The following is a 25,374-nucleotide window of genomic DNA, read 5'->3' as shown; positions in this document are numbered from 1 at the left end:
CCTTCCCATCCCGAACAGGACAGTGAAACGCCTCAGCGCCGATGATAGTGCGGGTTCCCGTGTGAAAGTAGGTCATTGCCAGACTCCCCTAAAGAAGCCCAGCTCAGAAGAGCTGGGCTTTTTGCTTTGGGCCGCGGAAGTGGAAGAGCGCAGAACAGAAGCAAAGCGAAGCCCAACACAACACCCACGACAGACAGCAGCACCGCGAACCGGCCGTGCCCAAGCTTGCGGCGCAAACCCAACCCCCAAAACAAAGCCCAGCGTAGCTGGGCTTTGTTCATTCAGGCATGGAATACAGTAATCGTGGCTGATGTGAATGGATTTTTAGTGGGGGTATATCTCTTAGGCTATTAATATGTATGGTCTATGGGGGGGTACCCAGCCTAGTATTCATCTCGGTTAATTTCAAACCTTAGAGCAATATTTAGCTCGTCCGTGCTTTTTGCAGATTACGTGGCGTGTCGATCACATTTCCGCGTTGCAACGCGCAATGATAGGCCAGTAGCTGCAGTGCAATCACATAGGTGATCGGGCTGAGGCTACCTAAGCCGGTTGGCATGTGGATAACATGAAAACGCTCGCTGGAGGCAAGATTGCCATCGCTTAACACAAAGATCTCGCCGTGATTGCTGCGGATTTCGTGCAGATTGCTTAGCATGCGCTCGGCGTGTTCATTCCAGGGCAGGCAGGCAATGACCGGTAGTTCTTCATCGATGAGCGTAATTGGGCCGTGTTTGAGCTCGCCAACGGCATGGCCAGTGGGTTGCTTATCAGTAAATGTGCATCACTCAATGCTGAAAATAAAGCGTTGTATCTTTGATTCTTGCTGCTCTGTTAATTGTATGAATTGCCAACCTGAGCGAATTGATTTAAGTCCATTCGTGAGCAATTGCTCTGATTGGGAGGCGAGGCAAAGGCTGCAACAAATAAAGCCGATGCCGGGTAGTTCAATCCGACACTGTGTGAGTACATCACCGATCGCGAGATCTAGTTCGGGGTAAAACCCAAGAAAGCCCACACCACTTAAGCTAATGTCAGATATGCGGACATCAATCGGGTCTGTTGCGGTTTGCAAAATACAGCGTGCATTGATTTGCTGAGGGATCTTGGCTCGATATAGGTTGCGACGTTGAGAATCAAGAGTCATTAGAAAAGCAGCTCTTTGATTTCACCGAGAGGCTGTGCACCGGCTTCGTCTGTGTTGCCGCCACCACTCAAGCCTAATTCACTGTTGGTGTTGGGGAATTCTTGCAAATAGTACTCAGAAATTGGTCCGCGCTCAGTTTCTGTCGTCTTGGTGATGATGCCTTCCGGAACCGGGCGGGTTAGCTCAGGAGTGGCATTTAACGCGCTGCTCATGAAGTTTACCCAGACTGGCAAAGCGGCAGCTCCACCAGTTTCTCTTGCCCCAAGACTGCGAGGTTGATCGAAGCCAATCCAGGTAATTGCAACCAACTTCGGGCTATAGCCAGCAAACCAAGCATCAAAAGCATCATTGGTGGTGCCGGTTTTACCCGCAAGATCGTTACGCCCTAAGGCCTTGGCTTTGGTTGCCGTGCCCATTTTAATAACATCACCCATCATGCTGGACATGATAAAGGCATTGCGTGGATCGAGTGTACGAGGTGCGTTTTGACCTGCGATTTCTGGTTGGGTTTTGGCAAGAATTTTACCGCGACTGTCTTCAATCCGATCAATGAAATAAGACCGCACCCGAAAACCGGTATTAGCAAAGACGGCGTAGCCTTCTGCCATTTGTAAGGGCGTGACACTACCTGCACCAAGCGCCATGGTAAGGTAGGCTGGGTGATTTTTTGGGGGGAAGCCAAAGCGAGTAATGTGCTGTTGAGCATAGTCTGGCCCAATGGCTTGCAAAATTCGAATAGAGACTAAGTTCTTGGAAAGGGTTAACGCTTTCCGTACCGACATCATGCCGGAAAAAGACCCATCATAGTTTTTAGGTTCCCAGCGCTGACCGTTGGCATCTGATTGATCGATGACGAGTGGTGCATCATTAATTTGCGTGGAAGGGGTTACGCCACGCTCAAGCGCGGCAGAGTAAATAAATGGCTTAAAGCTAGAGCCTGGCTGGCGCCATGCCTGAGTAACGTGGTTAAAATTATTGCGATTAAAATCAAAGCCGCCGACCAACGCGGTTATTGCGCCGTTGTCAGGGTTGAGCGCCACCATTGCGCCTTCAACTTGTGGTAACTGTGCAATCGTCCAGCCTTGGGCACTTGCGCGCACGCGAATGATCGCGCCGGGTCGTATCCGATTGGCTGGCGGGGCTTTCTCGGATAGCGCTGATCTAGCAAATTTGAGACCGTCGCCCTTTATGGAGATACGCTCTTCACCCTTGATGTAGGCTGTTACTTCTTTGCTGGAAACGGAGATTGCAACTGCAACTTTTAATTCATCAGCATCTTTAGTGTTGGCAAGGGCTTCATCTAGCAGGTCTTCTGATCCCGACTTGAGCAAGTTAGTGTCGACAAACCCTTCAGGGCCGCGATACCCGTGTCTCGTGTCATAGTCGATCAGGCCCGTGCGTAAGGCATCATAGGCAGCTTGCTGTTGTTGGCTATTGATCGTGGTGTAAACCTGAAAACCATCGGTGTACGCTGAGTCTTTATATTTCTCATGAATCATTTGCCTTACCATTTCGGCAACGTATTCTGCGTGAATTGGATAGGCATTACTACCACGCTGCACTTGGATTTCGGCCACTTTTGCGACTTCATATTCCGCAGTCGTGATCATTTGTAATTCGTGCATGCGGCGTAGCACGTAAAGTTGACGTAGCTTTGCTCGTTTAGGGTTAACGACAGGGTTGTACGCTGAAGGTGCTTTCGGTAGACCCGCCAGCATTGCAAATTGGGCGATACTGAGTTGATTCAGCGGCTTGCCGTAGTATGTTTGAGCTGCCGAAGCAAACCCGTAAGCGCGCTGTCCTAGGTAAATTTGGTTGATATAAAGCTCAAGAATTTGATCTTTTGAAAGATTGTGTTCAATTTTGAACGATAATAGTGCTTCGTTGAACTTTCTTGATATTGTCTTTTCGTTGGATAAATAGAAATTTCTAGCTACCTGCATCGTGATAGTGCTGGCGCCAGATCTCGCTTGGCCGGAGATTAAATTACCTGCAATTGCACGAACTACACCTAAATAATCGATGCCGCCATGTTGATAAAATCGCTCATCTTCCGCGGCCAGAAGTGCATTGATCATTTGCTTGGGAACCTGATCAATTGGCGTGAAAGCTCTGCGTTCCTCGCCAAATTCACCGATTAATACCTTATCTTGAGTGTAGATGCGTAAGGGGACCTTAGGCTTGTAGTCCGTGAGGGCCTCCAAGGATGGGAGCTTGGGGTATGTTACTGTAATCGCCATCACAACGAGCGCAGCTGCAAGCAGGGATAATCCGCCAGCTACGGCCAACAAGCTTAAAAATATTTTCTTGATCATTGCGATAACGAGTATTTGTTTATAGAGTTGGTTTTAAGCGTAATGTACTGCGAATACCTGTTTGTTGCAAAAAGCATCTTCCGCAGAATGTGAGCTTTACACTTAGTTAGCCCCACTGCTAGCATTTTTTGCATGATATAAAAGAGGATTATTGCGTTGAACCTCGATTTCTTAAAGCCATCAGCTCCCCCGCTTGTCGGGGTGGACATCAGTGCCTCTGCGGTCAAGATGGTAGAGCTGAGCCAGACGGGGCGCAATTTTAGCCTAGATCGCTATGTGATTGAGCCTTTGCCCAAAGATGCTGTAACGGATAGCAACATCACTAATCCAGAGGCTGTTGCGGAGGCTGTGCAGCGTGCTTGGAAACAACTAGGTAGCAAGGTAAAGAACGTTGCTGTGGCTTTGCCTGCATCGGCAGTTATTACCAAGAAGATCCTTGTTGCTTCAGGAATGAGTGAGCGGGATCTTGAGATGCAGGTCGAAACGGAGGCGAATCAGTACATTCCGTTTTCTTTGGATGAAGTGAATTTAGATTTTCAGGTGCTCGGTCCTGCACCTAACAATCCTGACGAAGATGAAGTACTCATCGCTGCCGCAAAAAAGACTAAGGTAGAAGAGCGAGTCGCAGCCATCGAAGACGCGGGGCTTAAGGCTGTGGTACTGGATGTTGAGTCTTATGCAACTCAAGCCGCTTTTGAGTTAATGCGTCCGCAACTGCCTAATGGTGGTGAAAATCAAATTGTGGCGGTGGTGGATATTGGCGCCACAGCCATGCACATGAATATCTTCAAAGATGGGCAATCGATTTATAGCCGAGATCAAGGCTACGCGGGTAACCAGTTAACCCAAGAGATTCAGCGTAAATTCAATATGTCATCTGAAGAAGCTGAATCTGCCAAGCGTCAAGGTGGCTTGCCAGATAATTATGAGCCTGATGTGCTCCAGCCCTTCATGGATACGATGGCATTAGAGATCTCTCGCTCTTTGCAGTTCTTCTATACATCAAGCAATTACACGACAGTTGATCATATTTTACTGGCCGGTGGGTGTAGCGTGATTCATGGCTTGGATGAGGCAGTTTCCAGCCGCACTCAGGTGGCAAGTACTATGCGGGCCAATCCCTTCTTTAGTATGTCTACTGGCAAGGTTCGTGGTAAACAGATTCAATTAGATGCGCCTTCGCTCCTGATCGCGTGTGGTTTGGCTATGCGGAGGTTTGATCCTGCATGATACGTATTAACTTACTTCCTCATCGCGAGGAAAAAAGACTGGCAAGGCAACGGCGTTATGTTGCATTGCTCGGTTTCTCATTCGTTGCGGCTTGTTCGATCGTTCTCGCGGGTTACCTCTTGTTAGCAACTAAGATAGAGGCCCAGAATGAGCGGAATCAATTTCTGACGGCTGAAAATGCGAAACTCGACAAAGAGATCGCAGAAATCGAAAAGCTAAAGTCAGAGAAGCAGGCGCTTCTGGATCGCAAACAGATTGTTGAACGCTTACAATCCAATCGAACTGAAACCGTTCACATTATGGATCAATTGACACGGCAGGTTCCTGAAGGCGTGTACTTAAAAGATGTTAAGCAAGTGGGAGAGCAACTGACCTTGAATGGCTTGGCCCAATCAAATGCTCGGGTTTCCACTTTGATGCGTAACGTCAATGATTCTCCGGTGTTCGAACAGCCGTTGTTGATTGAAACCAAAGCGGCAAGTGTTGGAAATCAGCGTCTATCTGAATTTACATTGAACATTAAGGTTACCCGTGCTTCTTTGGACGCATCCATGGTCGCGTCAAAACCTGCGGTTGCTAGGGGGCAATAATGGCTGTTACGTTAGACGATTTCAAAAATCTAGATCCCAAAGACGCTGGCAACTGGCCGATAGTCGTTCAGCTGACTTCTGCGGTTGTCTTAGTAACAGTCGTTGTTGCTGCGGGCGTATTTTATTTTTGGCAGCCACAATTTGATGAGCTGGATGCTGGTGTTCAGCAAGAAGAGCAGCTGAAGCAGCAATATCTCGAAAAAAAGAAAAAGGCGATTAATCTTGAAGCGTATCGCCAACAATTGCTAGAGATCCAACAGGCATTTGGAGCATTGCTTAAGCAGCTACCCAATAAGTCTGAAATGGAAACATTGCTGACCGAAATTAATCAAGCAGGCGTTGGGCGCGGCTTGATGTTTGAATTGTTCAAGCCCGGCTCTGAACTAAAAACCGCAGAGTTTGCAGAAATGCCAATCAACATTAAGGTTACTGGCTCGTATCACGATCTCTCTGCATTCGTGAGTGATGTTGCGCAGCTGTCGCGAATTGTTACTCTTGGTGATATTAAACTTTCAGTGCCTAAAGACCCTAGCCTTTTATCTATGGAAGCAACGATTAAAACCTATCGTGCGCTTGATGAGGCGGAGCAACAGGCAATTCGTCAGGCTGAAATTGAAGCCCGTAAAAAGAATCGGCAATAAGAGGGCGATAACATGCTAAGACTTAAAACTATCGCCCTATTGCTTCCCTTCTGCACTCTGCTTAGTGGTTGTTTTTCTGAAGAAAATGCAGATTTGAAAGTTTGGATGCAAGAGCAAACTGAGGGATTGCGTGGTCGGGTGGAGCCGTTGCCGGAGGTTAAGCCGTATCAGCCCTTCGCCTATGAAGCATTTTCTCTGCCTGATCCATTTCGGCCAAGTAAAATGGAGCTGGCAAAGAAAGCTGGTACGGGTGGTATCGCTCCAAACACTAATCGTCCTAAAGAAGTGCTTGAAAACTACGATCTGGAAAAGTTAAGAATGGTTGGCACCTTGCAACAAGGCAAAACTATTCAGGCTCTGGTGAAGGCTCCGGATGGTAATCTTTACCGAGTAAAAACGGGAAGCTACATGGGGCAGGATTTTGGTATGGTTACCAAGGTAACTGAAACCGAAATTACCCTAAAAGAAATTGTTGAAGATAGTGGTGGGGATTGGGTTGAGCGCACCACAACCTTGGGTCTGGATGACGCGGAGCAAAAAAAATGACTTTAACTAGAATTCTCGGTGGTTTCGCGAAGGTTGCGCTGCTGTTGTGGGCTCCGCTTGCATTTGCTGCTGAGGCTGCAAATATTACTGGTATTGAAGTGAGTAATGTCAGTGCAGAAAAGCAGATTGTTAAGGTGATGTTTAGTGGTACACCTCCTGCTGCCACCAGCTTCTCAGTCAATACACCTCCCCGCATAGCGTTTGACTTTGCCAATACAGCAAATCAAGCGGGCAAAAGCTCTGTGCAGGTTAACGGCGCCGCCTTGCGCCTGATTAATATTGCCGAAGGTACTGGCCGAACACGACTGGTATTTAATTTGCAAAAACCAGCAGCCTATGAAACAAAAGTTGATGGCAATGCTTTGCTAATTTCTGTTGATGGGGCAGCTGGTGCCACTACGGCAAAAGATGCAGCACCAGTGAGAGCGGGCACTCAATTTGCCGAATCAAAAGCAACGGGCAAGCGCGAAGGTATTCAGGATATTGACTTTCGCCGCGGCTCATCGGGCGAGGGTAAAGTGATTATTGATTTATCCAGCTCAAATGTCGGCATTGATATTCGCCAACAAGGCAAAAAACTACTGGTTGAATTTTCCAAAGTGGGTTTGCCCAAAACGTTGGAGCGTAGTTTGGATGTGGCGGACTTCGGTACCCCGATCCAGCGTGTAGATACCTTTAGCCAGGGCGATACAGTGAAAATGCTGATTGAGCCAAAAGGTACTTGGGAGTATTCGGCCTATCAAACTGAAAATCGCTTTGTTGTTGAGGTACGCGATACCAGTGACGCTAAAAAATCAGCGCAGAGCAAGCCAAACTACAAAGGTGAGAAACTCTCACTGAACTTCCAGAACGTTGAGATTCGCACTGTGCTGCAGGTGATTGCGGAATTCACCGGCATGAACATTATCACTAGCGATACGGTGAATGGTGCACTCACTCTGCGACTTAAAGATGTGCCTTGGGATCAAGCTCTGGATATTATCTTGCAAGCCAAAGGTCTGGATCAGCGCAAATCTGGCAACGTCATGTGGATTGCACCACGTGATGAGCTAGCATCTAAAGAGAAGCAAGAGCTGGAAGCTAAAAAGCAAATTGCTGAGCTCGAGCCAACTCGTACAGAATATTTCTCACTGAAATATACCAAAGCCGATGAGATGAAAACGGTACTTACCGACGATAAGCAGAAACTGTTGTCGCCGCGTGGTAGTGCTGTCATTGTGCCGCGTACTAACCAAGTGATCGTGCAGGATATTCCATCCAAACTGGAGCAGATTCGTGAATTGATTGCGAAGACGGATATCCCTGTGCGTCAAGTTATGATTGAAGCGCGTATCGTAGAGGCCGAAGATGGCTTTAGCCGCAACTTGGGCGTGAAGTTTCATGGCCTGTACATGAAGAATGATTATGGCGCGGCAGGTGGCTTGACGACTAAAGACTACAAAACAAGCAGTGGTACAACTTATCCGGGCCCTGCCTTGGCTGGGAATACACCGCAAGTTAGCTTACCAGCGGCAGCGATTGGTGGTTTCAATCCAGCTTCGATCGCCATGATGGTAGCGGGTTCTGATGGCTTGCTCGGTTTGGAGCTGAGTGCACTGGAACAAGATGGCAAAGGTAAGATTGTTTCTAGCCCGCGCCTAGTTACTGCAGATCAAGTCGAAGCTGTGATTGAAGATGGTCAAGAGATTCCTTACTCTGAGTCATCCCAAAATGGTGCATCGACTGTGTCCTTCAAGAAGGCAACCCTGTCTTTGAAAGTGACGCCTCAAATCACGCCTGATGGTAATGTATTCATGGATGTCGCCGTGAATAAAGACAGCCGCGGTGAAAATACCCTGAGCGGTCCAGCCATCAATACCAAGCAAATCAAGACTAAGGTTTTGGTGGAGAATGGCGGTACGGTTGTTATCGGTGGTATCTACATCGAAGATACGACCAACACCGTAACTCAGGTGCCAATGTTGGGCGATATTCCTGTAGTGGGCAATCTCTTCAAAAATCGTGCACAAAGTACTCAAAAGCGTGAGTTACTGATCTTCCTGACCCCACGGGTGCTACAGTCAGATCTGACGCTGCGCTAATTATTGAGTAGGCGGTGTAGATCATCGCCTAGCAGCAGCGATTCAAGTAAAATGCCTGGTATGAAAATGCCAGGCAATTTTTTTTTAGTCGGCCTCATGGGGGCTGGCAAAACAACCGTGGGGCGAGCCTTAGCAAAGGCGAGTGGCAAAACTTTTCATGATTCTGATCATGAAATCGAGGCTAGAACCGGTGCCCGTATCCCGACGATCTTCGAACTTGAAGGCGAGGTGGGTTTTCGTGCGCGCGAGGCTGAGGCGATTGCTGAACTCACCCAGCTACAGAATATCGTGCTGGCCACCGGCGGTGGTGCGGTACTCAATCCGGATAACCGGGCATGTCTGCGGCGCAATGGTTATGTGATTTACCTCTGCGCATCGCCTGAAGAACTATATCAACGCACCTGCCACGATAAAAACCGGCCTTTACTGCAGACCGCCGATCCAAAAGCACGCTTAGCCGAGCTGTTTGCTATCCGTGATCCTCTTTATCGTGAAGTGGCCGATCTGGTTATCGATACTAGCAACCAAAGTGTCAATTCACTGCTGCAACTACTGATTAAAGAACTGGAAAAGAACCAATGACCCACATTGTGCCGGTAGACATTGCTCACGCCCCGTACAACATCCATATTGGTCGTGGATTGCTCGCCCAAGCCGAATTGATTGTGGCTCAGCTTGCGCAGCCGCGGGTGGCGATTGTTAGCAATGAGACTGTTGCGCCATTGTATTTGCCGCAGTTAAAACAAGTGCTAGAGGCCAAGGGCGTCACTGTACAGGCCATCATTCTTCCCGATGGTGAGCAATACAAAACTTGGGAATCGCTAAATCAAATTATGGATGCGCTACTCACCGAGCGTGCGGAGCGGAAAACCACCCTAATCGCGCTTGGTGGTGGGGTGATTGGCGATATGACGGGTTTTGCCGCTGCAATTTATCAGCGCGGCATCCCCTTCATTCAAATTCCGACCACCTTGCTCGCGCAGGTTGATTCTTCCGTGGGTGGCAAGACGGCGATCAATCATCCGCTGGGTAAAAACATGATTGGCGCTTTTTATCAGCCCAAGCTTGTGTTGGCCGATTTGGACACTTTAAGCACCTTGCCGGATCGCGAATTTAGCGCCGGCATGGCCGAGGTAATTAAGTACGCGTTTATTGATGACCCTGAGTTTTTGCTCTGGCTTGAGGCGAATATCCAGGGCGTGATGGCGCGGCAGGACGATCTCTTGGCTTATGCGATCGAACGCTGCTGTTTGAATAAAGCGCGAATTGTCGCCGCTGATGAAAAAGAAACCGGCCAGCGGGCACTACTGAATCTCGGCCATACCTTTGGGCATGCTATTGAAGCGGGCTTAGGCTATGGCGCTTGGTTGCATGGTGAAGCGGTTGCCGCAGGGATGGTGTTGGCTGCACATGCTTCGCAAGCGCTGGGGCAGTTGGCGGCCGCAGATGTGGCCCGCGTGACAAACCTACTCTTGGCTGCCGGTTTACCAGTGGTGGCCCCTGATCTTGGCGCCGCGCGCTATAAGGCGCTAATGGCGCAAGATAAGAAAGTAGATGCTGGCAAGATCAAATTCATTCTGCTGCGCCAGCTGGGTGAGGCTTATATTGGTGAGCTGCCAGAATCTGTAATTGATGCCGCGTTGGCAGCGGGCTGCGCAGCTAAATAATCGGCTAGTGAAATCGCTAAAGCGGCTTTGGCCTTGTCGAGCGGCAAGGTCAGGCCGCTTTTTTCTTCGGTGCTGAGCGGGCTAACGATCAGCTCGAATACCTGATCCAGCCCGATATTGGCTGCGCTTCCAGCCAAAAACCATTGCCCATCGCGGTTGGATTCCACCCAGCCTTTTTCGGCCATTTGGTCGAGGAGGTTTTGCGTCGCATCGACCCCTAATCCCACCCGTTTGCGCAGCTCATCGATGTGCAGAATATAAGAATTCGTATGCGCCTTGGCTAACTCGGCCAAAATACTCATCGCTTGCTCAAAGCGCGTGCCATGGTGCTGGCTCCATTGCCAACCATCATTGTGCCAGTACGAAAGCGTCGCAGAAATCACTGCACCCGTCAGCACGATCACCCAGCAGACATACAGCCACAACAAAAAGATCGGAAAGCTGGCGAACGCACCATAGACAAGTTTGTAAGTACCAAATTGTTTTAAGTAGAGGGCAAACAGCCATTTCATGACCTCCAGCAGTGCTGTGGTGATCAGTGCCGCAGTCGTGGCGTGATGGCGCGGTACGAAGCAATTGGGCAGGGCCATGTACAGCAGCGTGAGCGAACAGAACACCAAGAGTGGCGGACCGATTTTGATCAAGCTGAAATCAAAACCGCTGGCAAAGCCGCCGGCCTGATTCGAAATCCAATTGGTGAGTGAAAGGCTTAAGCCGATCAATAATGGCGCCAGGGTTAGGGTGGCCCAGTAGGTTAGCGTGCGCGGCAATAGCTTACGTTGCCGGCGGACGCGCCAAATGTCGTTCACTGATTTCTCAATCGTGGTCATCAACAGGATTGCAGTGGCCAGCAAACCAATCATCCCGAAGGCCGTGAGGCGATCGGCGTTGTCGGCAAATTGCCGCATATACACACCCACGACCTTGCCGGCGGCATCGGGCACCAGATTGGAAATGATAAAGCCACGAAAACGGCTACTCAGCCCGCTGAACATCGGAAAGGCCGAGATCACCGTCAGTGCAATCGTAAATAGCGGTACCAGGGCCAGTAGGCTGGTGTAGGTAAGGCTGCCCGCGGTATTCAGGCAGCGATCAGCCACTAGGCGCTGGCCAACAAAGCGGCTAAAACCCAAAACTCGGCGCCACAGGGGCAGGGGGCTGGAAGCAGTCATCATCACTTTATACCGACAGAATCCCTTTATAATACCGCAAACTTTCTATGAGCCCGATCATGAGCGATATTCTGGTCTTGTATTACTCCACGCATGGTGCCACGCGGCAAATGGCGCAGCTGATTGCCCGTGGTATCGATAGCGTGCCGGGCATGCAGGCGCGTTTGCGTACCGTGCCCCGCATTTCTACCGTCTGTGAAGCCACAGAGTCGGCTATTCCCGCGGCTGGGGCGCCTTATGTGGAGCTCGCCGATTTACAAGAATGCGTCGGTATTGCCGTGGGTAGCCCAACCCGGTTTGGCAATATGGCTGCGCCGATGAAGTATTTTTGGGATTCCACCATCTCCGAATGGCTGCAAGGCACCTTGATTGGCAAGCCCGCCTCGGTGTTTACCAGCTCGGGCACCTTGCATGGCGGTAATGAATCAACCTTGCTCACAATGATGTTGCCGCTGTTACACCACGGCATGTTGATCGTTGGTACGCCTTATTCTGAAAGCGCCTTACTCTCGACCACCACCGGCGGCACCCCTTATGGCCCTAGTCATTGGGCGGGTACGGATTCCAGCCAGCCAATCTCCGAGGCGGAGCGCCAACTGTGTATTGCGCAGGGCAAGCGGCTGGCCGAAGTGGCTCGCCAGCTGATGCAGGGGGCGGCATGAGTTTATCACCCAAGCAGTTGCCTATCTGGCAGTGGCTCACGGTAGCTTGTGTACTGGCCATGGTATTGCTCACCATGCTATGGGAGCTATGGCTTTCACCGCTATACCCCGGGGGGTCATGGTTGGCGGCGAAGGCGCTGATTATGTTGCTGCCACTGCGCGGGCTTTTGCATGGCCGGCGTTACACCTTTCAGTGGTACACCATGTTTGTGCTGCTGTGGTTGCTGGAAGGAATTATGCGGGCGTATGCCGAGCAAGGGCTGGGCCAGATTTTGGCGCTGTTGCAGGTGGTGTTGGCCGTGGTGAGTTATGCGAGCGCTAACTTGTACGCCAAATATTCGCGCCCAAGTCTATTGGCGCAGTATGCCGAGCAGCAATCTGCCGCCTGAGCATATTAAATCGATGCAAATAAAAGCCCCGCCGATCAGGCGGGGCTTTGTTTTTGCGGTGGGCGACCTAGGGCTGGCTCGGGTCAAGTCAGCTTTGAGTGTGAAACGGCAGGCTTATGGCCTTGGTTTCGCGAAATGATCGGGTACATCATTTCGTTCCCGTTGTGGCAAACCTGTGGGGCGTAGCCCTTAAACTGGTTGCGGGTGCACGCGCTCGGCGTTGTTATTGATTTTATTCAGCGCAGAAATATAGGCTTTCGCGCTGGCAACAATAATGTCGGTATCCGCGCCTTGGCCATTCACGATCCGGCCATCTTTGGCCAGACGCACCGTAACTTCACCTTGGCTGTCGGTGCCGGCGGTGATGGCATTCACTGAATACAACTGCAATTCGGCGCCGCTGTTGATCAGCGATTCGATGGCTTTGAAGGTTGCATCCACCGTGCCATCGCCATGCGCCAAGGCGCGACGCTCTTGGCCCGCCTCGGTCATCACCAGCTCAGCCTGCGGTGTTTCACCGGTTTCTGAAACCACTTTCAGCGACACCAGTTTGAAGTGCTCTTGCTCGATCGAGATCAGCTCGTCCGATACCAGAGCATGCAAATCTTCGTCGAAAATTTCGCGCTTTTTATCCGCCAATTCTTTAAAGCGCGCAAAGGCGGCGTTCAGTGCTTCTTCGCTGGCGATCTCGATGCCCAATTCCTGCAGCTTGGTGCGGAAGGCATTGCGGCCCGACAATTTGCCCAGTGTGAGGCGGTTGGTGCTCCAGCCCACTGATTCGGCGCTCATGATTTCGTAGGTTTCGCGATGTTTCAGCACGCCATCTTGGTGAATGCCGGATTCATGCGCAAACGCATTGGCGCCGACAATCGCTTTGTTCGGTTGCACCGGATAGCCGGTGATGGTGGAAACCAATTTACTGGTCGGCACAATTTGCGTAGTGTCGATGCGGGTTTCCACGCCGAAGATGTCTTTGCGGGTGCGGGTGGCCATCACGATTTCTTCCATCGCAGCATTGCCGGCGCGCTCGCCCAGACCGTTAATCGTACATTCCACTTGGCGTGCACCACCCAAGACGGCAGCCAGTGAATTGGCAACCGCCATGCCCAAATCATTGTGACAGTGCGCTGACCAGATCACTTTATCGCCACCCGGAGTTTTCGCGATCAGCTCGCGGAAAAACGCTTCGGTTTTTTGTGGTACGGCATAGCCCACGGTATCCGGTACGTTCAAGGTGGTGGCGCCGGCTTCGATTACGGCGCCAAAAATACGGGCCAGAAAGTCGATGTCCGAGCGCAATGCGTCTTCTGCGGAAAACTCCACATCCGTGGTGTATTCGCGGGCAATTTTCACCGCGTTAACGGCGGCCTCAACCACTTGATCCGGTTCCATGCGCAATTTGTGCTGCATGTGAATCGGGCTGGTGGCAATAAAGGTATGAATCCGGCCGCGTTTGGCATCTTTGATGGCTTCACCGGCCGCGCGCACATCCCGCTCGTTGGCGCGAGCGAGCGAACAGACGGTGCTGTTTTCTATAATGCCGGCGATGGTTTTGATGGCATCAAAATCACCGGGGCTGGCGGCGGCAAAGCCGGCTTCAATCACATCCACGCCCAGTTTTTCCAGCTGGCGAGCAATCCGGATTTTTTCTTCTTTGGTCATTGAGGCGCCGGGCGACTGTTCGCCATCGCGCAAGGTGGTGTCAAAAATAACCAAACGGGTATTGCTCATGGTGTGCTCCTGTTGACTGAATGAGGCAGCGGGTGTGCTGCGCATATAGTGCTGGATATTCAAAGTGCGGCCTTGGCGGGTAGCCAATTGAGCCAGCTTGTCCACTTGGGTGAGGGGCAAGCTGCCGCGTTCACGCCATTTATAAATTGCAGCGCGGGACACCGGGTCATCCGGAAACATGGCATTCAGGGCTTCGGCCAGGTTGCTCGGGCCGCCGAAATCGGCGATTAGACGTTCAATGTCCAATGACATGGGGTTTTTCTCCGCGTTGATGAGTTCAGAATACGGCTTGTTTGACATTGAGTCAAATTTTTTGCGCAAAAAAATGGCGCCAATGTGATTTTGGCGCCACGGTATTCGACTTTTAAATTAATAATTAGACATTATGTCTGATTTTGCTTGGTACGGGGCTTGATGATAAAGCGCCATAACCAGTACAGATAGCCCGAGGCTGCGTAGCAAATGAAGAAACTAAACAACACCAGCGCCGGGCGTGAGGCGCCGATCACCAGCACGAGGGTGGCAATCAGCAGCGACATGAACGGTACTGTTTTGCGCATATGTAGCTCTTTAAAGCTCCAAAAGGGCACATTCGATACCATGGTCAGGCCGGCAAACAGTGTAAATAGCAGTGCGGCATACGGCATGAGCTCGGCCAGATGCAGCAAATCATCGTGGTATTCGATATTGATCCACACCAGCCCTGCCACCAGGGCCGCCGCCGCCGGGCTAGGTAGGCCTTGAAAGAAACGTTTGTCGACCACCTGAATGTTGGTATTGAAGCGGGCTAGGCGCAGCGCCGCACCGGCACAGTAGATAAAGGCAACCGCCCAGCCGAATTTGCCAAAGGGTGAGAGTGCCCATTCATACATTACTAGCGCTGGCGCCACGCCAAACGACACCATGTCGGATAGGCTATCGAATTGTGCGCCAAATTCGGATTGGGTGTGCGTCATGCGGGCTACGCGCCCATCCAGGCCATCAAGAATCATGGCGGCGAAAATCGCCAACGCGGCTTGCTCAAATTTGCCGTTCATCGCCTGCACGATGGCATAAAAGCCACCAAACAAAGCAGCCAGCGTGAATAAATTGGGAAGCAGGTAAATACTTTGGCGGCGCAGATTCAGCGCGGGTTTCTGTTGCATTGCTCTAACCTCGGCGGTCGGCCTACTAGCGGGATGGTCGATTGTAACCGAGCCGCAGGCGGGCTGACAGGGTTTGTCTGCGTGGGGCGGGGTGGCTGCGGTATAATTGCCGCTTTGATTGATAGAGGCCGTTGCGGCTAAGGGGCTGTGGTGTCAGATCGTTTGTTTGTTGCGCTTCAACACGTTTTACCCAAACGTCTCCTCACCGAGTTGCTGGGTAATCTGGCCGGTCGGCAGGCAGGTAGCCTGACCACGCAAGTGATCAAGTCGTTTGTCGCCAAGTATCAGGTCAACATGGCGGAAGCGGCCAATCCCGATCCCGCCAGCTACGCCACTTTCAACGAATTCTTTACCCGGCCACTCAAAGTCGGCGCCCGGCCGATAGCCGCTGCGCCGCTGGTGTGTCCGGTGGATGGCGCGATTAGCCAGCTGGGCAAAATCGAGCAAGAACAGATTTTTCAGGCCAAGGGCAAGCATTTCACCGCCACGGCCTTGCTCGGCGGCGATGCTGCGCTGGCCGCGCCGTTTCGCGATGGCCAGTTTGCCACCATTTATCTCAGCCCCAAGGATTATCACCGTATTCATATGCCCTGCCGTGGGCGGCTGACCGAAATGATTTATGTGCCCGGCGAGCTGTATTCGGTTAATCCGGCGACCGCCCGTGGCGTCGATGCGCTGTTCGCGCGCAATGAGCGTGTGGTGTGCATGTTTGATTCCGAATTCGGATCGTTTGCGCTGGTGCTGGTGGGGGCCACCATCGTGGGCAGTATGGCCACCGTCTGGCATGGCGTGGTGAATCCGCCACGGGCCAATGCGGTATGGCGCAAGAGCTATCTCGACCAGCAAATCGTGCTGGAAAAAGGCGAAGAAATGGGGCGTTTCCTGCTTGGCTCGACCGTCGTGTTGCTCTTTCAGCCGGGCACGCCAGCCTTCGCGCCCGACTGGGTGGCTGCGCGGCCAGTACGCTTGGGCGAAATGATGGCGGCATAAGGGGTATTTGCCGCAGTGTAATATGTGTGGTGCTTTCTGGGGCTATACTGGTTTGGGTATATTGATCTGATCCTGGAGAACACCACATGCGCCGCATTCTCGTTGCCGTCTGTTGCTGGCTGGGCTTGGCCACCACGGCAATGGCGCTGCCCAGCAGCTTGCGCGTGTGCTGGGAAGAGGGTGAAAAGCCGCCGTATCTGATGATTGAAGATAACGGCGCGGTGCGCGGGATTGCCGTCGAGATGCTCACTGACATCCTCTGGCATGCCGGCATCCGCCCCGAACACGTGATCCGCCCGTGGCGCCGCTGCCTAGCGGAGCTAGAAGCCGGGCAGGTCGATCTGGTGCCCAATGCGTCTTACCGCAGCGACCGCGCGCAATACGCACTCTATAGTGATGCGCTCTACGAAACCCATCTGGCACTGTTTTACCGTAAAGACCGTTTTCGCATTCCGCCCCGAGTTACCGACCGCGATAGTATGCAAGGCTTTCGTCTAGGGGGGGTGCTGGGCTTTAACTATGACCAGTATCAGGGCCTGGTGCGCATCGACACCAGCGCGCGCGACCGCGAAATGTTGCTGCGTATGCTGCAGGCCGGGCGGTTTCATTTAGCGCTGGAGCAGGTCGAAGTGGTGCGGATGATGGCGCAGCAAGGCTTGCTGGATTGGCGCGAGCTCGCCTATGTGCCCGACCCGATTGTGCCCACGCGCGCATTTCATGTGTTGATCAGCAAACGTCTGGCTGAGGCGGTGCCGGTGAAGGCGGTGATAGATCGCGGGATTGAACGCTTGCAGCGCAGCGGGCAATGGCAGCGAATTCATGATCGCTATCTAGGGGTATTGGCGGCCACTAATTAATTGATTTGGCTTTGGCGGCAATACTTGGGTGGGTATGTGTCGCTCTGTAGTGCTAGTGGCCAGTCTTGAGTCCAGACCATAATCTTTCGATATAAAAAAACCGGCATTGAGCCGGTTTTTTTATTGACCACTATTTTAGCGAGCGAAACGCGATTGGGCGAGGCGCTAGCGGCGTCGTGTACGTAAAGTACACGAGCTGCGCAGCAACAAAGCCCACTCGCGTTGCAGCTGCTAAAAATTAGTTTTTGGTTTGGTCAACGATCTTGTTCGCTTGAATCCAAGGCATCATCGCGCGCAGTTTGCCGCCTACTACCTCGATGCCGTGCGCTGCGTTGTTGCGACGCGCTGCAGTCATTGAAGCGTAGTTAGTTTGGCCTTCCAAGATGAATTGCTTAGCGTATTCACCAGTTTGGATGTCTTTCAGCGCTTGACGCATGGCTTTGCGCGATTCTTCGTTGATCACGCGTGGGCCAGTTACGTATTCGCCGTATTCAGCGTTGTTAGAGATCGAGTAGTTCATGTTCGCGATACCGCCTTCGAACATCAAGTCAACGATCAATTTCAATTCGTGCAAGCACTCGAAGTACGCCATTTCTGGTGCGTAGCCGGCTTCAACCAGGGTTTCGAAGCCCATTTTCACCAGTTCAACCGCGCCACCACACAGTACGGCTTGTTCGCCGAACAGGTCAGTTTCAGTTTCGTCTTTGAAGGTGGTTTCGATGATACCAGTGCGGCCGCCGCCCACGCCCCAAGCGTAAGAAAGAGCTACGTCTTTGGCTTTGCCAGTCGCGTCTTGGAAGATCGCGATCAGGTCAGGCACGCCGCCGCCGCGTACGAATTCTGAACGTACAGTGTGGCCTGGTGCTTTCGGCGCGATCATGATCACGTCGAGGTCTTTGCGTGGCACAACTTGGTTGTAGTGAATCGCGAAGCCGTGTGCGAAGGCCAGAGTTGCGCCTTGCTTGATGTTTGGCTCGATTTCTTCTTTGTACAGTTTTGACTGGAATTCGTCCGGAGTCAGGATCATTACTACGTCAGCGCCGGCCACTGCAGTTTTAACGTCGGTAACTTTCAGGCCGTGAGCTTCAGCTTTTTTTACAGTGGCTGAGCCAGCGCGCAGACCAACAGTCACATCAACGCCTGAATCTTTCAGGTTGCAAGCGTGGGCGTGGCCTTGTGAGCCGTAACCGATGATGGCTACTTTCTTGCCTTTGATGATTTCTGGGTTGGTGTCTTTATCGTAGTAAACGTTCAATGCCATGATGATGCTTCCTTTGCTTAGTATTGATAATGCTTGTCAGTGTTAAACCCAAAGTTCCCGCGCCTCGTTGCTTTGTCTGGCGTGAAAACTTGTGGTTGGCTGCTTATGGGTATTGCTCTGCAGGTCTTGCCTGTGGTGCTCTACAGGCATATACCCTGCTTATAGTTTTAGAATGCGTTCGCCGCGGCCGATGCCGGAGGCGCCGGTGCGTACGGTTTCCAGAATCACCGACTGATCCAGCGCCTTGATAAAGGCGTCGAGTTTTTCACCCGTGCCGGTCAATTCGATGGTGTAGCTTTTTTCGGTGACATCAATGATGCGGCCGCGGAAGATATCCGCCATCCGTTTCATTTCTTCGCGATCTTTGCCGGTGGCGCGTACTTTGATCAGCATCAGTTCGCGCTCGATGTGATCGGCCTCGTTCAGGTCGATCACTTTCACCACCTCGATCAGCTTGTTGAGCTGCTTGGTGATTTGCTCGATCACATCTTCCGAGCCATGGGTAACAATCGTCATCCGGCTCATGGTGGGATCTTCGGTGGTTTGCACCGTTAGCGAGTCAATATTGTAACCGCGGGCCGAAAACAGCCCGGTGACGCGCGACAGGGCGCCGGCTTCATTTTCAATCAGGACAGACAAAATGTGACGCATTCTTCATCTCTCCTTAGCACAGGTTGCCGTAGTCACGGTTGTTTTCAAAAGGCACCAGCTGCATGTTTTGCATATGCGGTGGCAGATCCATCTGGCTCAGGCCCTTACCGTTTTGTACCATCGGGAATACGTTGGTCTTCTGATCGGTCAGGAAATCCATAAACACCAGGCGCTCTTTCAGGGCAAAGGCTTCGCGCAGCGCGCCTTCCACGTCGCTTGGCTTGTCGATGCGCATACCAACGTGGCCATAGGCTTCGGCCAGTTTCACAAAGTCGGGCAGGGCATCCACATACGACTCGGAATAGCGCGTGCCGTAGAAGAACTCTTGCCACTGGCGCACCATGCCCAGATAACCGTTGTTCAGGTTAATGATTTTCACTGGCGTGTGGTATTGCTTGCAAGTCGACAATTCCTGAATATTCATCTGGATTGACGCTTCGCCAGTTACGCAGGCTACGGTCGCATCGGGGTTGGCCAATTGCGCGCCCATCGCGGCTGGCAGGCCAAAGCCCATCGTGCCCAAGCCGCCCGAGTTAATCCACTGGCGTGGGCGGTTAAATTTGTAGTACTGCGCGGCAAACATCTGGTGCTGGCCTACGTCCGAGGTAATGATCGCATCGCCACCGGTCACTTCACACAGTTTCTGAATCACAAACTGTGGCTTGATGATGGTGTCGTGCGGCTCGTACCACAGGCTGTTGGGTTTGCGCCAATCGTTGATCTGATCCCACCATGCGCTCAGGGCTTTTTCGTTCGGGCGCAGATTGCCTTCTTTCAGTACGGCGATCAGGTCTTTCAGGACTTCTTTTACATCACCCACGATCGGTACATCGACTTTCACGCGTTTAGCGATCGAGGATGGATCGATATCGATGTGCACGATGCGCTTGGCTTGCGATGCAAAATGCGCAGGCGATGAAATCACGCGGTCGTCAAAACGCGCGCCGATCGCAATGATCGTGTCGGCGTATTGCATGGCCATATTGGCTTCGTACGTGCCGTGCATACCCAGCATGCCGACGAATTTATCATCGGTACCAGGATAAGCGCCCAAGCCCATCAGGGTATTGGTACACGGTACATTCAGCAGCCGCACCAACTCGGTGACTTCGGCTGAGGCATTGCCCAGTACGGCGCCACCACCCACGTAGATGAATGGGCGTTTGGCTTCGGCCAGCATTTGGGCGGCTTTTTTGATCTGCCCTGGGTGGCCTTTGGTTGGCGGATTGTAGCTGCGAATCGAAACCGATTTCGGGTATTCGAATACCGCTTTGTGAATGGTGATGTCCTTCGGAATATCGATCACAACCGGGCCAGGACGGCCGGTGGTGGCGATATGGAAGGCTTTTTTCACCGTTGGCGCGATGTCTTTAACATCTTTCACCAAGAAATTGTGTTTCACGATCGGGCGTGAACAGCCGACCATGTCGACTTCCTGGAAGGCGTCCGAGCCGATCATGGGCGTGCCCACCTGGCCGGAAATCACCACCATTGGAATTGAATCCATATAGGCGGTGGCAATGCCGGTAATGGCGTTGGTGGCGCCAGGGCCGGAAGTCACCAGGGCGACACCGATTTTGTGAGAAGAACGTGAGTAAGCGTCGGCTGCGTGAACGGCAGCTTGCTCGTGACGCACCAGCACGTGTTTGAATTTGTCTTGTTTGAAAATCGCATCATAGATTTCCAAAACCGCGCCGCCCGGGTAGCCGAAAACGAACTCTACGTTTTCTTCTGCCAGACACCGCGCCAGAATTTCTGCGCCCGAAATTTCCATCGGTTTTCGTCCTGAGTCAATGTTGATCGGTCATGTTCTGCGGCAATCCGCTCGCCATGGGAGCGATACCCCTCACGCACAGGCGTGCGTATTCATCCGCGGGGCGGGTCAGTGCAGCCAGACGGCTTACGCAGTCGGCCAGCAAAGCCTCATTTATACCGAGCTTTGGCGCCAGAATACAGGCTTTTGGCCTGTTTGAGATACGAGCTTGATGCATTGGCGCAAGCGATCCGGTGCTGCTCGCAACGCTTAACGTCATCGGGCAGCGGGGTGTGACTTGGTGTAGGCCTCTAAAGTTACCCGATGGCGGCGGCGTTGGCAAGTTTTTCTGGCCGTTTCTATTGGGGTTTGCTAGTATCAATGCCCTTGTTTTTGCTGCGATATTTCGCTGCGCTTTACAAAAGGAAACCAATTGTCTTCTGCGGTGACGCTGGATGCCTTTTTGCGCGAGGTCGAGCAACGGGCCTGGCGGCAAGCCTGGATCGCCCTGCGTGATGAGCAGGCGGCGCTGGATGTGGTGCAGGATGCGATGTTCAAACTTGCCAGCCATTACGCCGACAAACCCGCCACTGAATGGCCTTTGCTGTTTCAGCGAATTTTGCAAAACACCATTCGCGATGCCCAGCGGCGCACGCGGGTACGCAATCTGTGGCAGACGCTGTTTTCGGCTCTGGGCGGCGGCCCGCAAGATACGGACGAATCTGATCCGCTGGAGTATTTGCCCGGTGCCGTTGATGAGCGGGCCGATGCGGCCAGCTGGCTCAATAGCAAACAGCACATTGCGCTCATCGAAGCAGGCTTGGCGCGCTTGCCGGCGCGTCAACGGGAAGCCTTTCTGCTGCGTTATTGGGAAGAGCTGGATGTAGCCGAAACGGCGGCGGTGATGGGATGTTCGACGGGGAGTGTGAAAACGCACTGCTCGCGGGCCTGCCACACTTTGGCCGCGTGGCTGCGCGAGCAAGGAGTCACACTATGAATCAGCAAACCCCCGATCAAATTGGCGCGCGCTTAAGTGCGGCCTTGCGCTCGGCGCAACCCCAGACGCGCGTGCAAGCGGCGCTGGCGCAGGCGCGCCGGCAAGCACAACAACCCGCCGTGGCGGCGCATGGCGCGGTGCTGAGCTGGGTAGGGCGGCATCCGCTGGCTGGCGCAGCGCTGATGCTTGGACTGGTGTTGACGGCCGTGTGGTGGCAGCAGCAAACGCCGCTGCGTCCGGCCAGTAATCTGGAACTGACGCAGCAGCTGGTGGACGAAGTGTTGTACGATAGTTTGGATGATGTTTAAGGCCGCACCGCGGTCGGAGTTTACACTTGAAACCGGATGAGCATTTTGAAGCGCATTTAGGCGCTGCTGCCTGGGGCCGCCGACTGGTGGCCTTTATTTATGAGCTGCTGCTGTTGGCGGCGGTCTTGCTGATTGCCGAGGGCGTCTTTCAGGGGCTGATGCAGCTTTTGCTGGGTATCACGCCAGAGCACTTATCTGATGCGCTATGGGCGCGCATACTCAATGGGGTATGGGTGCTGGCGGTGTGTTATGCCTACTTTGGCTGGTGCTGGACGCGCGGGCAAACGCTGGCGATGATGACCTGGCGGATGCGCGTGGCCCCACTCACCGGTGAGTTAAGCTGGCGACAGGCCAGTATTCGCTTCGCGGTGGCCACGGCTTTTTATGCGCCGCTGTTGCCGCTGTGGGTGCTGGCGATTTATTACCCGCAATACCATTGGCTGGCGTGGCTGGGCAGTATCTGGTTTTGCGTGCCGTGGATTACGGCCCGTTTCGATGCCGACGGCCAGTTATTGCATGATCGGCTGGCGAAAACCCGGATCGTGAATTCACCCAGTAAAAAGTAAGCCGGAAGCCGCGCTTCGCTAGTGGGTTTGATATTAAATCTGCAACCGCCTACGGGCGGTTTGTTTTTTATGCCGCTCACGGATGACATGGTGTTGGTGCGTGACTGGCCACGCGGCAAGTGCTGAGGTTGATGCTGCGTATGCTCAGCGCGTCACTCGATTTTCAGCCACAGGCTGCTGTCGTGTAGCGGGGTTTCGGCGGGTAGATTCGGGTTGGTGAGCTGCAGTTTGCGCGCGGAGCGATATTTGCTGAGCGGAAACACCGGCGCGGTCACTGGGTGGTTTTTCATGTATTCCTGCAGGCTGCCATCGTCCACCGCCAGCCGTAGGCCTTGCTCAATCCGCTTTGCCAGGGCTTCATTGCGTTTGGCGGTGAAAAAATACATCGGCAGTTTATACACCAGCAAGAGCTGGTCGTAGATCATCAGCTCACTGCGCTTGAGCCCCGCCATTTCGGCGTACACTTCGTTGAGGCCGCGCGGGAAATAATCGGCGCGGCGATTCAGTAGCATCGGGTACATCATTTCAAAGCGCGGCGGGGTTTCGAGCTTGAGCCCCGCATGGCGCAAAATCGCCGTGTCGGGCCACTGGGCGCCCTGAATGCCGGTGAGTTTGGCCAGCTCTTTAACGCTCTTGATCTGATCAAAGCGGGCTTTATCCGCCTTGCGGATCACCAGCGCGCGATAGCCCAGCAAGCCCCCTAGCAGCGGGATACGAATCGGGCGCAGCATTTGCTCGCGCTCGCGGTCGGTACCGGCCCAATCCAGATCAATGACATCGCCCTGGCTGAGCTCCAGTAGTGCGCGGTTTTGCGACATGTCTGCACGGATCAGCTGAATCCGCGCCGGGCCTTGGCTGGCGGTTTTGTCCAAGGCCAGTTGGGCGAGGCCAATGAAGTAGGCGTGGCTGGTGTCGGCGCTGCCTTGCGGCGGGCGCATGCGCACCACCACGGGGTTGGCCGTGGCCAGCGCCGCATACAGCAGTAATAGTGCAGAAATTACCCAGCGCCCCAGCATCTCGCCATCCTAGTGAATGTTCTGCCTTGATCTTACTCCGAACTGGCGCTAGCTGGCCGTGCTGGCGCTGGGCGGTGCAAGATTCATGCAACAGGCATAGCTTGGTGTTGCAGGGGTATATCGCCGTAGGGCCTAGATCGTCTGCTTTCTAGGCTGATACCGCTGGCGGTATGTGTAGAGCGCCAAGGCAAGTAGCGCCAGCGCCCAGCCCACGATGACCGGCGTATCGCCCCAGCGTTGATAGGGCGTAGTGCCGATCTGGTGACGCACAGTGCCATTGAGTACGCCGCGGGTTTGCGCGGGTAGACTGCTCACCAGCTCGCCGCGCGGATTGATAATCGCGGTTTTGCCGGTGTTGGTGGCGCGGATCAGATAGCGGCCATTTTCCAGCGCGCGGGCGCGGGCCATTTCGGCGTGCTGCTCCGCCGCCCACGAGCCATCAAACCAGGCCATATTGGTGAGGTTGACCAGCAGCGTGGCATTGATGGCATTGCGGCGGATTTCGTTGCCAAATGCATCCTCGTAGCAGATATTGGCGGCGATCTGGCCACCTTGCAGCGCAAATGGTGGCTGTACGGGGGCGCCGGGCGAGAGCCCTACCAGTGGCATATTCAGGTAGCGATAAAACACCCCAAACAGCTCGCGCGCCGGAATATATTCGCCAAACGGCACCAGATGATATTTGGCATAGGGCGTGCGCGTAGGCTGGGCCAGATCGACTGCGGCATTAAAATGCTGCTGCCCGTCGGCGCTGCTGGTGGCCGTACCAAAAATAATACTGGCTTGGCGCTGGTGCGCGAGCGCGCGTAAATCATCCAGATACCAATCGGGAATCGCCCCGAAAAACGCCGGAATGGCGGTTTCCGGAAACACAATCAACTGGCCTTGGCTTTGCTGGGTGAGATCGCGATAAATATTCAGGCTATCCAGATACGCGGCCTGGCTCCATTTCATCGATTGCGGGATATTGCCCTGCAAGAGGCTGACCCGCAGCGGCGCGCCGGTGGGCTGCGTCCACTGAATCTGTTGCAGCAGGGCGCTGGTGCTGAGTAGCGCAAATACCAGGCTGGCCCCCAAACGCAGCTCTGCCAGCACGAGCCCGCTGGCGATCGCCAGCAGCCAGCCCACGCCATAGCTGCCGATCAGCGGATAAAACCCGCCCAGCGTCGCCAATTGCGAGCCGCCCAGCGAGGCCCACGGAAAACCAGTAAAAATCCAGCCGCGTATCCATTCGCTTAGTACAAACAGCGTAGGGGCAATCAGGGCGAGTTTGAGTGCTTTGCCAGCGGGCCAGCGCCAAGCCAGCCCCGCTGCCAGCATGGGAAACAGCGCGAGAAACAGTGCAAAGCCAAAGGTACAGAGCGCCGCCATCCAGACTGGCATACCCCCGTGGGTATGTAGGCTGATATAAACCCAGCTGGCGTTCGCCAGAAAATACCCCAGACCCCAGCTCAGGCCATAGACCAGCGCTTGCCGAGTGCTACCGGCATGCTGGATGCCCAGCAGCCACGCCACCAGGCTAAGCGGCAGTAGCCAGAACTGCCCCAACGGGGCAAAGCCGGCGACACTGAGCGCGCCAGCGAGCAATAAGAACGGAATGGCCCAGAGGGGGCGGGCAGGAAAACAGCGCATGGTGAGCTTCGGCAATAAAAACGGGCT

The 25,374-nt window shown here is 53.4% G+C and carries 24 protein-coding genes, 1 rRNA gene and 1 pseudogene; 15 read left to right on the top strand and 11 right to left on the bottom strand.

Translation table 11 applies throughout. The annotated features are described in order from the left end of the window. Positions 1–84 (top strand): 5S ribosomal RNA (gene rrf, locus G482_RS20965); the annotation flags it as partial. A 340-nt stretch (positions 85–424) separates the two neighbouring features. Here rrf and G482_RS0108450 read toward each other — a convergent pair. The 3 genes and pseudogenes from G482_RS0108450 to G482_RS0108440 form a co-directional block, all read right to left on the bottom strand. Beyond that, a pseudogene (locus tag G482_RS0108450) lies at positions 425–748 on the bottom strand (SIS domain-containing protein); the annotation flags it as partial. Between the two features lie 36 nt (positions 749–784). Next, positions 785–1,147 carry a flagellar brake protein gene (locus G482_RS0108445; RefSeq protein ID WP_028449678.1) on the bottom strand — a complete coding sequence of 121 codons (363 nt, stop codon included), beginning with the start codon at positions 1,145–1,147 and terminating at the stop codon, positions 785–787. Next, complete coding sequence (locus G482_RS0108440; RefSeq protein WP_034619283.1) at positions 1,147–3,462, bottom strand: penicillin-binding protein 1A; 2,316 nt, start codon at positions 3,460–3,462, stop codon at positions 1,147–1,149. The genes G482_RS0108445 and G482_RS0108440 overlap by 1 nt, the downstream gene beginning before the upstream one ends. Before the next feature lie 156 nt (positions 3,463–3,618). Between G482_RS0108440 and G482_RS0108435 the strand changes: the two genes are divergently transcribed. Genes G482_RS0108435 through aroB form a run of 7 tightly spaced genes read left to right on the top strand, consistent with a single transcriptional unit; the run spans position 3,619 to position 10,217 of the window. After that, positions 3,619–4,692, top strand: coding sequence for a pilus assembly protein PilM (locus G482_RS0108435; protein ID WP_028449676.1), 1,074 nt, complete (start codon positions 3,619–3,621; stop codon positions 4,690–4,692). Next, positions 4,689–5,282 (top strand): PilN domain-containing protein, encoded by a 594-nt coding sequence (locus G482_RS0108430; RefSeq protein WP_028449675.1) that lies wholly within the window; start codon positions 4,689–4,691, stop codon positions 5,280–5,282. The genes G482_RS0108435 and G482_RS0108430 overlap by 4 nt, the downstream gene beginning before the upstream one ends. Further along, positions 5,282–5,923, top strand: a complete 642-nt coding sequence (locus G482_RS0108425; RefSeq protein WP_028449674.1) for a type IV pilus inner membrane component PilO — start codon at positions 5,282–5,284, stop codon at positions 5,921–5,923. Before G482_RS0108430 ends, G482_RS0108425 begins: the two co-directional genes overlap by 1 nt. Before the next feature lie 12 nt (positions 5,924–5,935). Continuing rightward, positions 5,936–6,469 carry a pilus assembly protein PilP gene (locus G482_RS0108420; protein WP_034619280.1) on the top strand — a complete coding sequence of 178 codons (534 nt, stop codon included), beginning with the start codon at positions 5,936–5,938 and terminating at the stop codon, positions 6,467–6,469. Next, positions 6,466–8,550 carry a type IV pilus secretin PilQ gene (locus G482_RS0108415; RefSeq protein ID WP_028449672.1) on the top strand — a complete coding sequence of 695 codons (2,085 nt, stop codon included), beginning with the start codon at positions 6,466–6,468 and terminating at the stop codon, positions 8,548–8,550. Before G482_RS0108420 ends, G482_RS0108415 begins: the two co-directional genes overlap by 4 nt. Positions 8,551–8,601: 51 nt before the next feature. Then, entirely contained in the window at positions 8,602–9,132 is a 531-nt protein-coding gene (locus G482_RS0108410) for a shikimate kinase (protein ID WP_028449671.1), read from the top strand. Further along, the gene (gene aroB, locus G482_RS0108405) at positions 9,129–10,217 is read left to right on the top strand and encodes a 3-dehydroquinate synthase (RefSeq protein ID WP_051258850.1); all 1,089 of its coding nucleotides are present in this window, start codon (positions 9,129–9,131) and stop codon (positions 10,215–10,217) included. The genes G482_RS0108410 and aroB overlap by 4 nt, the downstream gene beginning before the upstream one ends. On the opposite strand, the gene G482_RS17830 is transcribed toward aroB, so the two are convergent. After that, complete coding sequence (locus G482_RS17830) at positions 10,151–11,392, bottom strand: YihY family inner membrane protein (RefSeq protein ID WP_051258849.1); 1,242 nt, start codon at positions 11,390–11,392, stop codon at positions 10,151–10,153. The two genes, aroB and G482_RS17830, sit on opposite strands and share 67 nt — an antisense overlap. 44 nt (positions 11,393–11,436) lie before the next feature. Here G482_RS17830 and wrbA point away from each other — a divergent pair, with 44 nt between their 5' ends. Next, the gene (gene wrbA / locus G482_RS0108395) at positions 11,437–12,051 is read left to right on the top strand and encodes an NAD(P)H:quinone oxidoreductase (RefSeq protein WP_211227591.1); all 615 of its coding nucleotides are present in this window, start codon (positions 11,437–11,439) and stop codon (positions 12,049–12,051) included. Further along, positions 12,048–12,440, top strand: coding sequence for a DUF2069 domain-containing protein (locus G482_RS0108390; RefSeq protein ID WP_051258848.1), 393 nt, complete (start codon positions 12,048–12,050; stop codon positions 12,438–12,440). Before wrbA ends, G482_RS0108390 begins: the two co-directional genes overlap by 4 nt. 189 nt (positions 12,441–12,629) lie before the next feature. Here the strand turns inward: G482_RS0108390 and G482_RS0108385 are convergent, their stop codons facing one another. Both G482_RS0108385 and pssA read right to left on the bottom strand, forming a co-directional pair. Continuing rightward, the gene (locus tag G482_RS0108385) at positions 12,630–14,423 is read right to left on the bottom strand and encodes a 2-isopropylmalate synthase (RefSeq protein WP_028449667.1); all 1,794 of its coding nucleotides are present in this window, start codon (positions 14,421–14,423) and stop codon (positions 12,630–12,632) included. Between the two features lie 131 nt (positions 14,424–14,554). Beyond that, positions 14,555–15,316, bottom strand: a complete 762-nt coding sequence (pssA, locus tag G482_RS0108380; protein ID WP_028449666.1) for a CDP-diacylglycerol--serine O-phosphatidyltransferase — start codon at positions 15,314–15,316, stop codon at positions 14,555–14,557. A gap of 150 nt (positions 15,317–15,466) precedes the next feature. Between pssA and asd the strand changes: the two genes are divergently transcribed. Both asd and G482_RS0108370 read left to right on the top strand, forming a co-directional pair. Further along, positions 15,467–16,306 (top strand): archaetidylserine decarboxylase, encoded by an 840-nt coding sequence (asd, locus tag G482_RS0108375; protein WP_028449665.1) that lies wholly within the window; start codon positions 15,467–15,469, stop codon positions 16,304–16,306. 86 nt (positions 16,307–16,392) lie between these two features. Continuing rightward, entirely contained in the window at positions 16,393–17,163 is a 771-nt protein-coding gene (locus G482_RS0108370; RefSeq protein WP_028449664.1) for a substrate-binding periplasmic protein, read from the top strand. 238 nt (positions 17,164–17,401) lie between these two features. Here the strand turns inward: G482_RS0108370 and ilvC are convergent, their stop codons facing one another. The 3 genes from ilvC to ilvB form a co-directional block, all read right to left on the bottom strand. Next, positions 17,402–18,418 carry a ketol-acid reductoisomerase gene (gene ilvC / locus G482_RS0108365; RefSeq protein ID WP_028449663.1) on the bottom strand — a complete coding sequence of 339 codons (1,017 nt, stop codon included), beginning with the start codon at positions 18,416–18,418 and terminating at the stop codon, positions 17,402–17,404. Between the two features lie 165 nt (positions 18,419–18,583). Further along, positions 18,584–19,075 (bottom strand): acetolactate synthase small subunit, encoded by a 492-nt coding sequence (gene ilvN / locus G482_RS0108360; RefSeq protein WP_028449662.1) that lies wholly within the window; start codon positions 19,073–19,075, stop codon positions 18,584–18,586. A 13-nt stretch (positions 19,076–19,088) separates the two neighbouring features. Further along, complete coding sequence (gene ilvB, locus G482_RS0108355) at positions 19,089–20,849, bottom strand: biosynthetic-type acetolactate synthase large subunit (protein ID WP_028449661.1); 1,761 nt, start codon at positions 20,847–20,849, stop codon at positions 19,089–19,091. A gap of 412 nt (positions 20,850–21,261) precedes the next feature. On the opposite strand from ilvB, the gene G482_RS0108350 reads away from it, so the two are divergent. The 3 genes from G482_RS0108350 to G482_RS0108340 are packed head-to-tail and all read left to right on the top strand — an operon-like array spanning position 21,262 to position 22,699. After that, positions 21,262–21,825: an RNA polymerase sigma factor gene (locus tag G482_RS0108350; protein WP_028449660.1), complete on the top strand. Its 564-nt coding sequence runs from the start codon at positions 21,262–21,264 to the stop codon at positions 21,823–21,825. Then, the gene (locus G482_RS0108345; RefSeq protein ID WP_028449659.1) at positions 21,822–22,133 is read left to right on the top strand and encodes a hypothetical protein; all 312 of its coding nucleotides are present in this window, start codon (positions 21,822–21,824) and stop codon (positions 22,131–22,133) included. The genes G482_RS0108350 and G482_RS0108345 overlap by 4 nt, the downstream gene beginning before the upstream one ends. Positions 22,134–22,159: 26 nt before the next feature. Beyond that, positions 22,160–22,699 (top strand): RDD family protein, encoded by a 540-nt coding sequence (locus tag G482_RS0108340; RefSeq protein ID WP_051258847.1) that lies wholly within the window; start codon positions 22,160–22,162, stop codon positions 22,697–22,699. A 152-nt stretch (positions 22,700–22,851) separates the two neighbouring features. On the opposite strand, the gene G482_RS0108335 is transcribed toward G482_RS0108340, so the two are convergent. Both G482_RS0108335 and lnt read right to left on the bottom strand, forming a co-directional pair. After that, entirely contained in the window at positions 22,852–23,715 is an 864-nt protein-coding gene (locus tag G482_RS0108335; protein WP_028449657.1) for a transporter substrate-binding domain-containing protein, read from the bottom strand. A gap of 132 nt (positions 23,716–23,847) precedes the next feature. Then, positions 23,848–25,347, bottom strand: a complete 1,500-nt coding sequence (lnt, locus tag G482_RS17825; RefSeq protein ID WP_034619279.1) for an apolipoprotein N-acyltransferase — start codon at positions 25,345–25,347, stop codon at positions 23,848–23,850. Between the last annotated feature and the right edge of the window lie 27 nt (positions 25,348–25,374).

The sequence above is a fragment of the Chitinibacter tainanensis DSM 15459 genome, from assembly GCF_000429785.1.
Taxonomy (GTDB): domain Bacteria; phylum Pseudomonadota; class Gammaproteobacteria; order Burkholderiales; family Chitinibacteraceae; genus Chitinibacter; species Chitinibacter tainanensis.
Note: the sequence above shows the minus strand (reverse complement) of the source record. Positions and strands in the feature narration are given on the sequence as shown.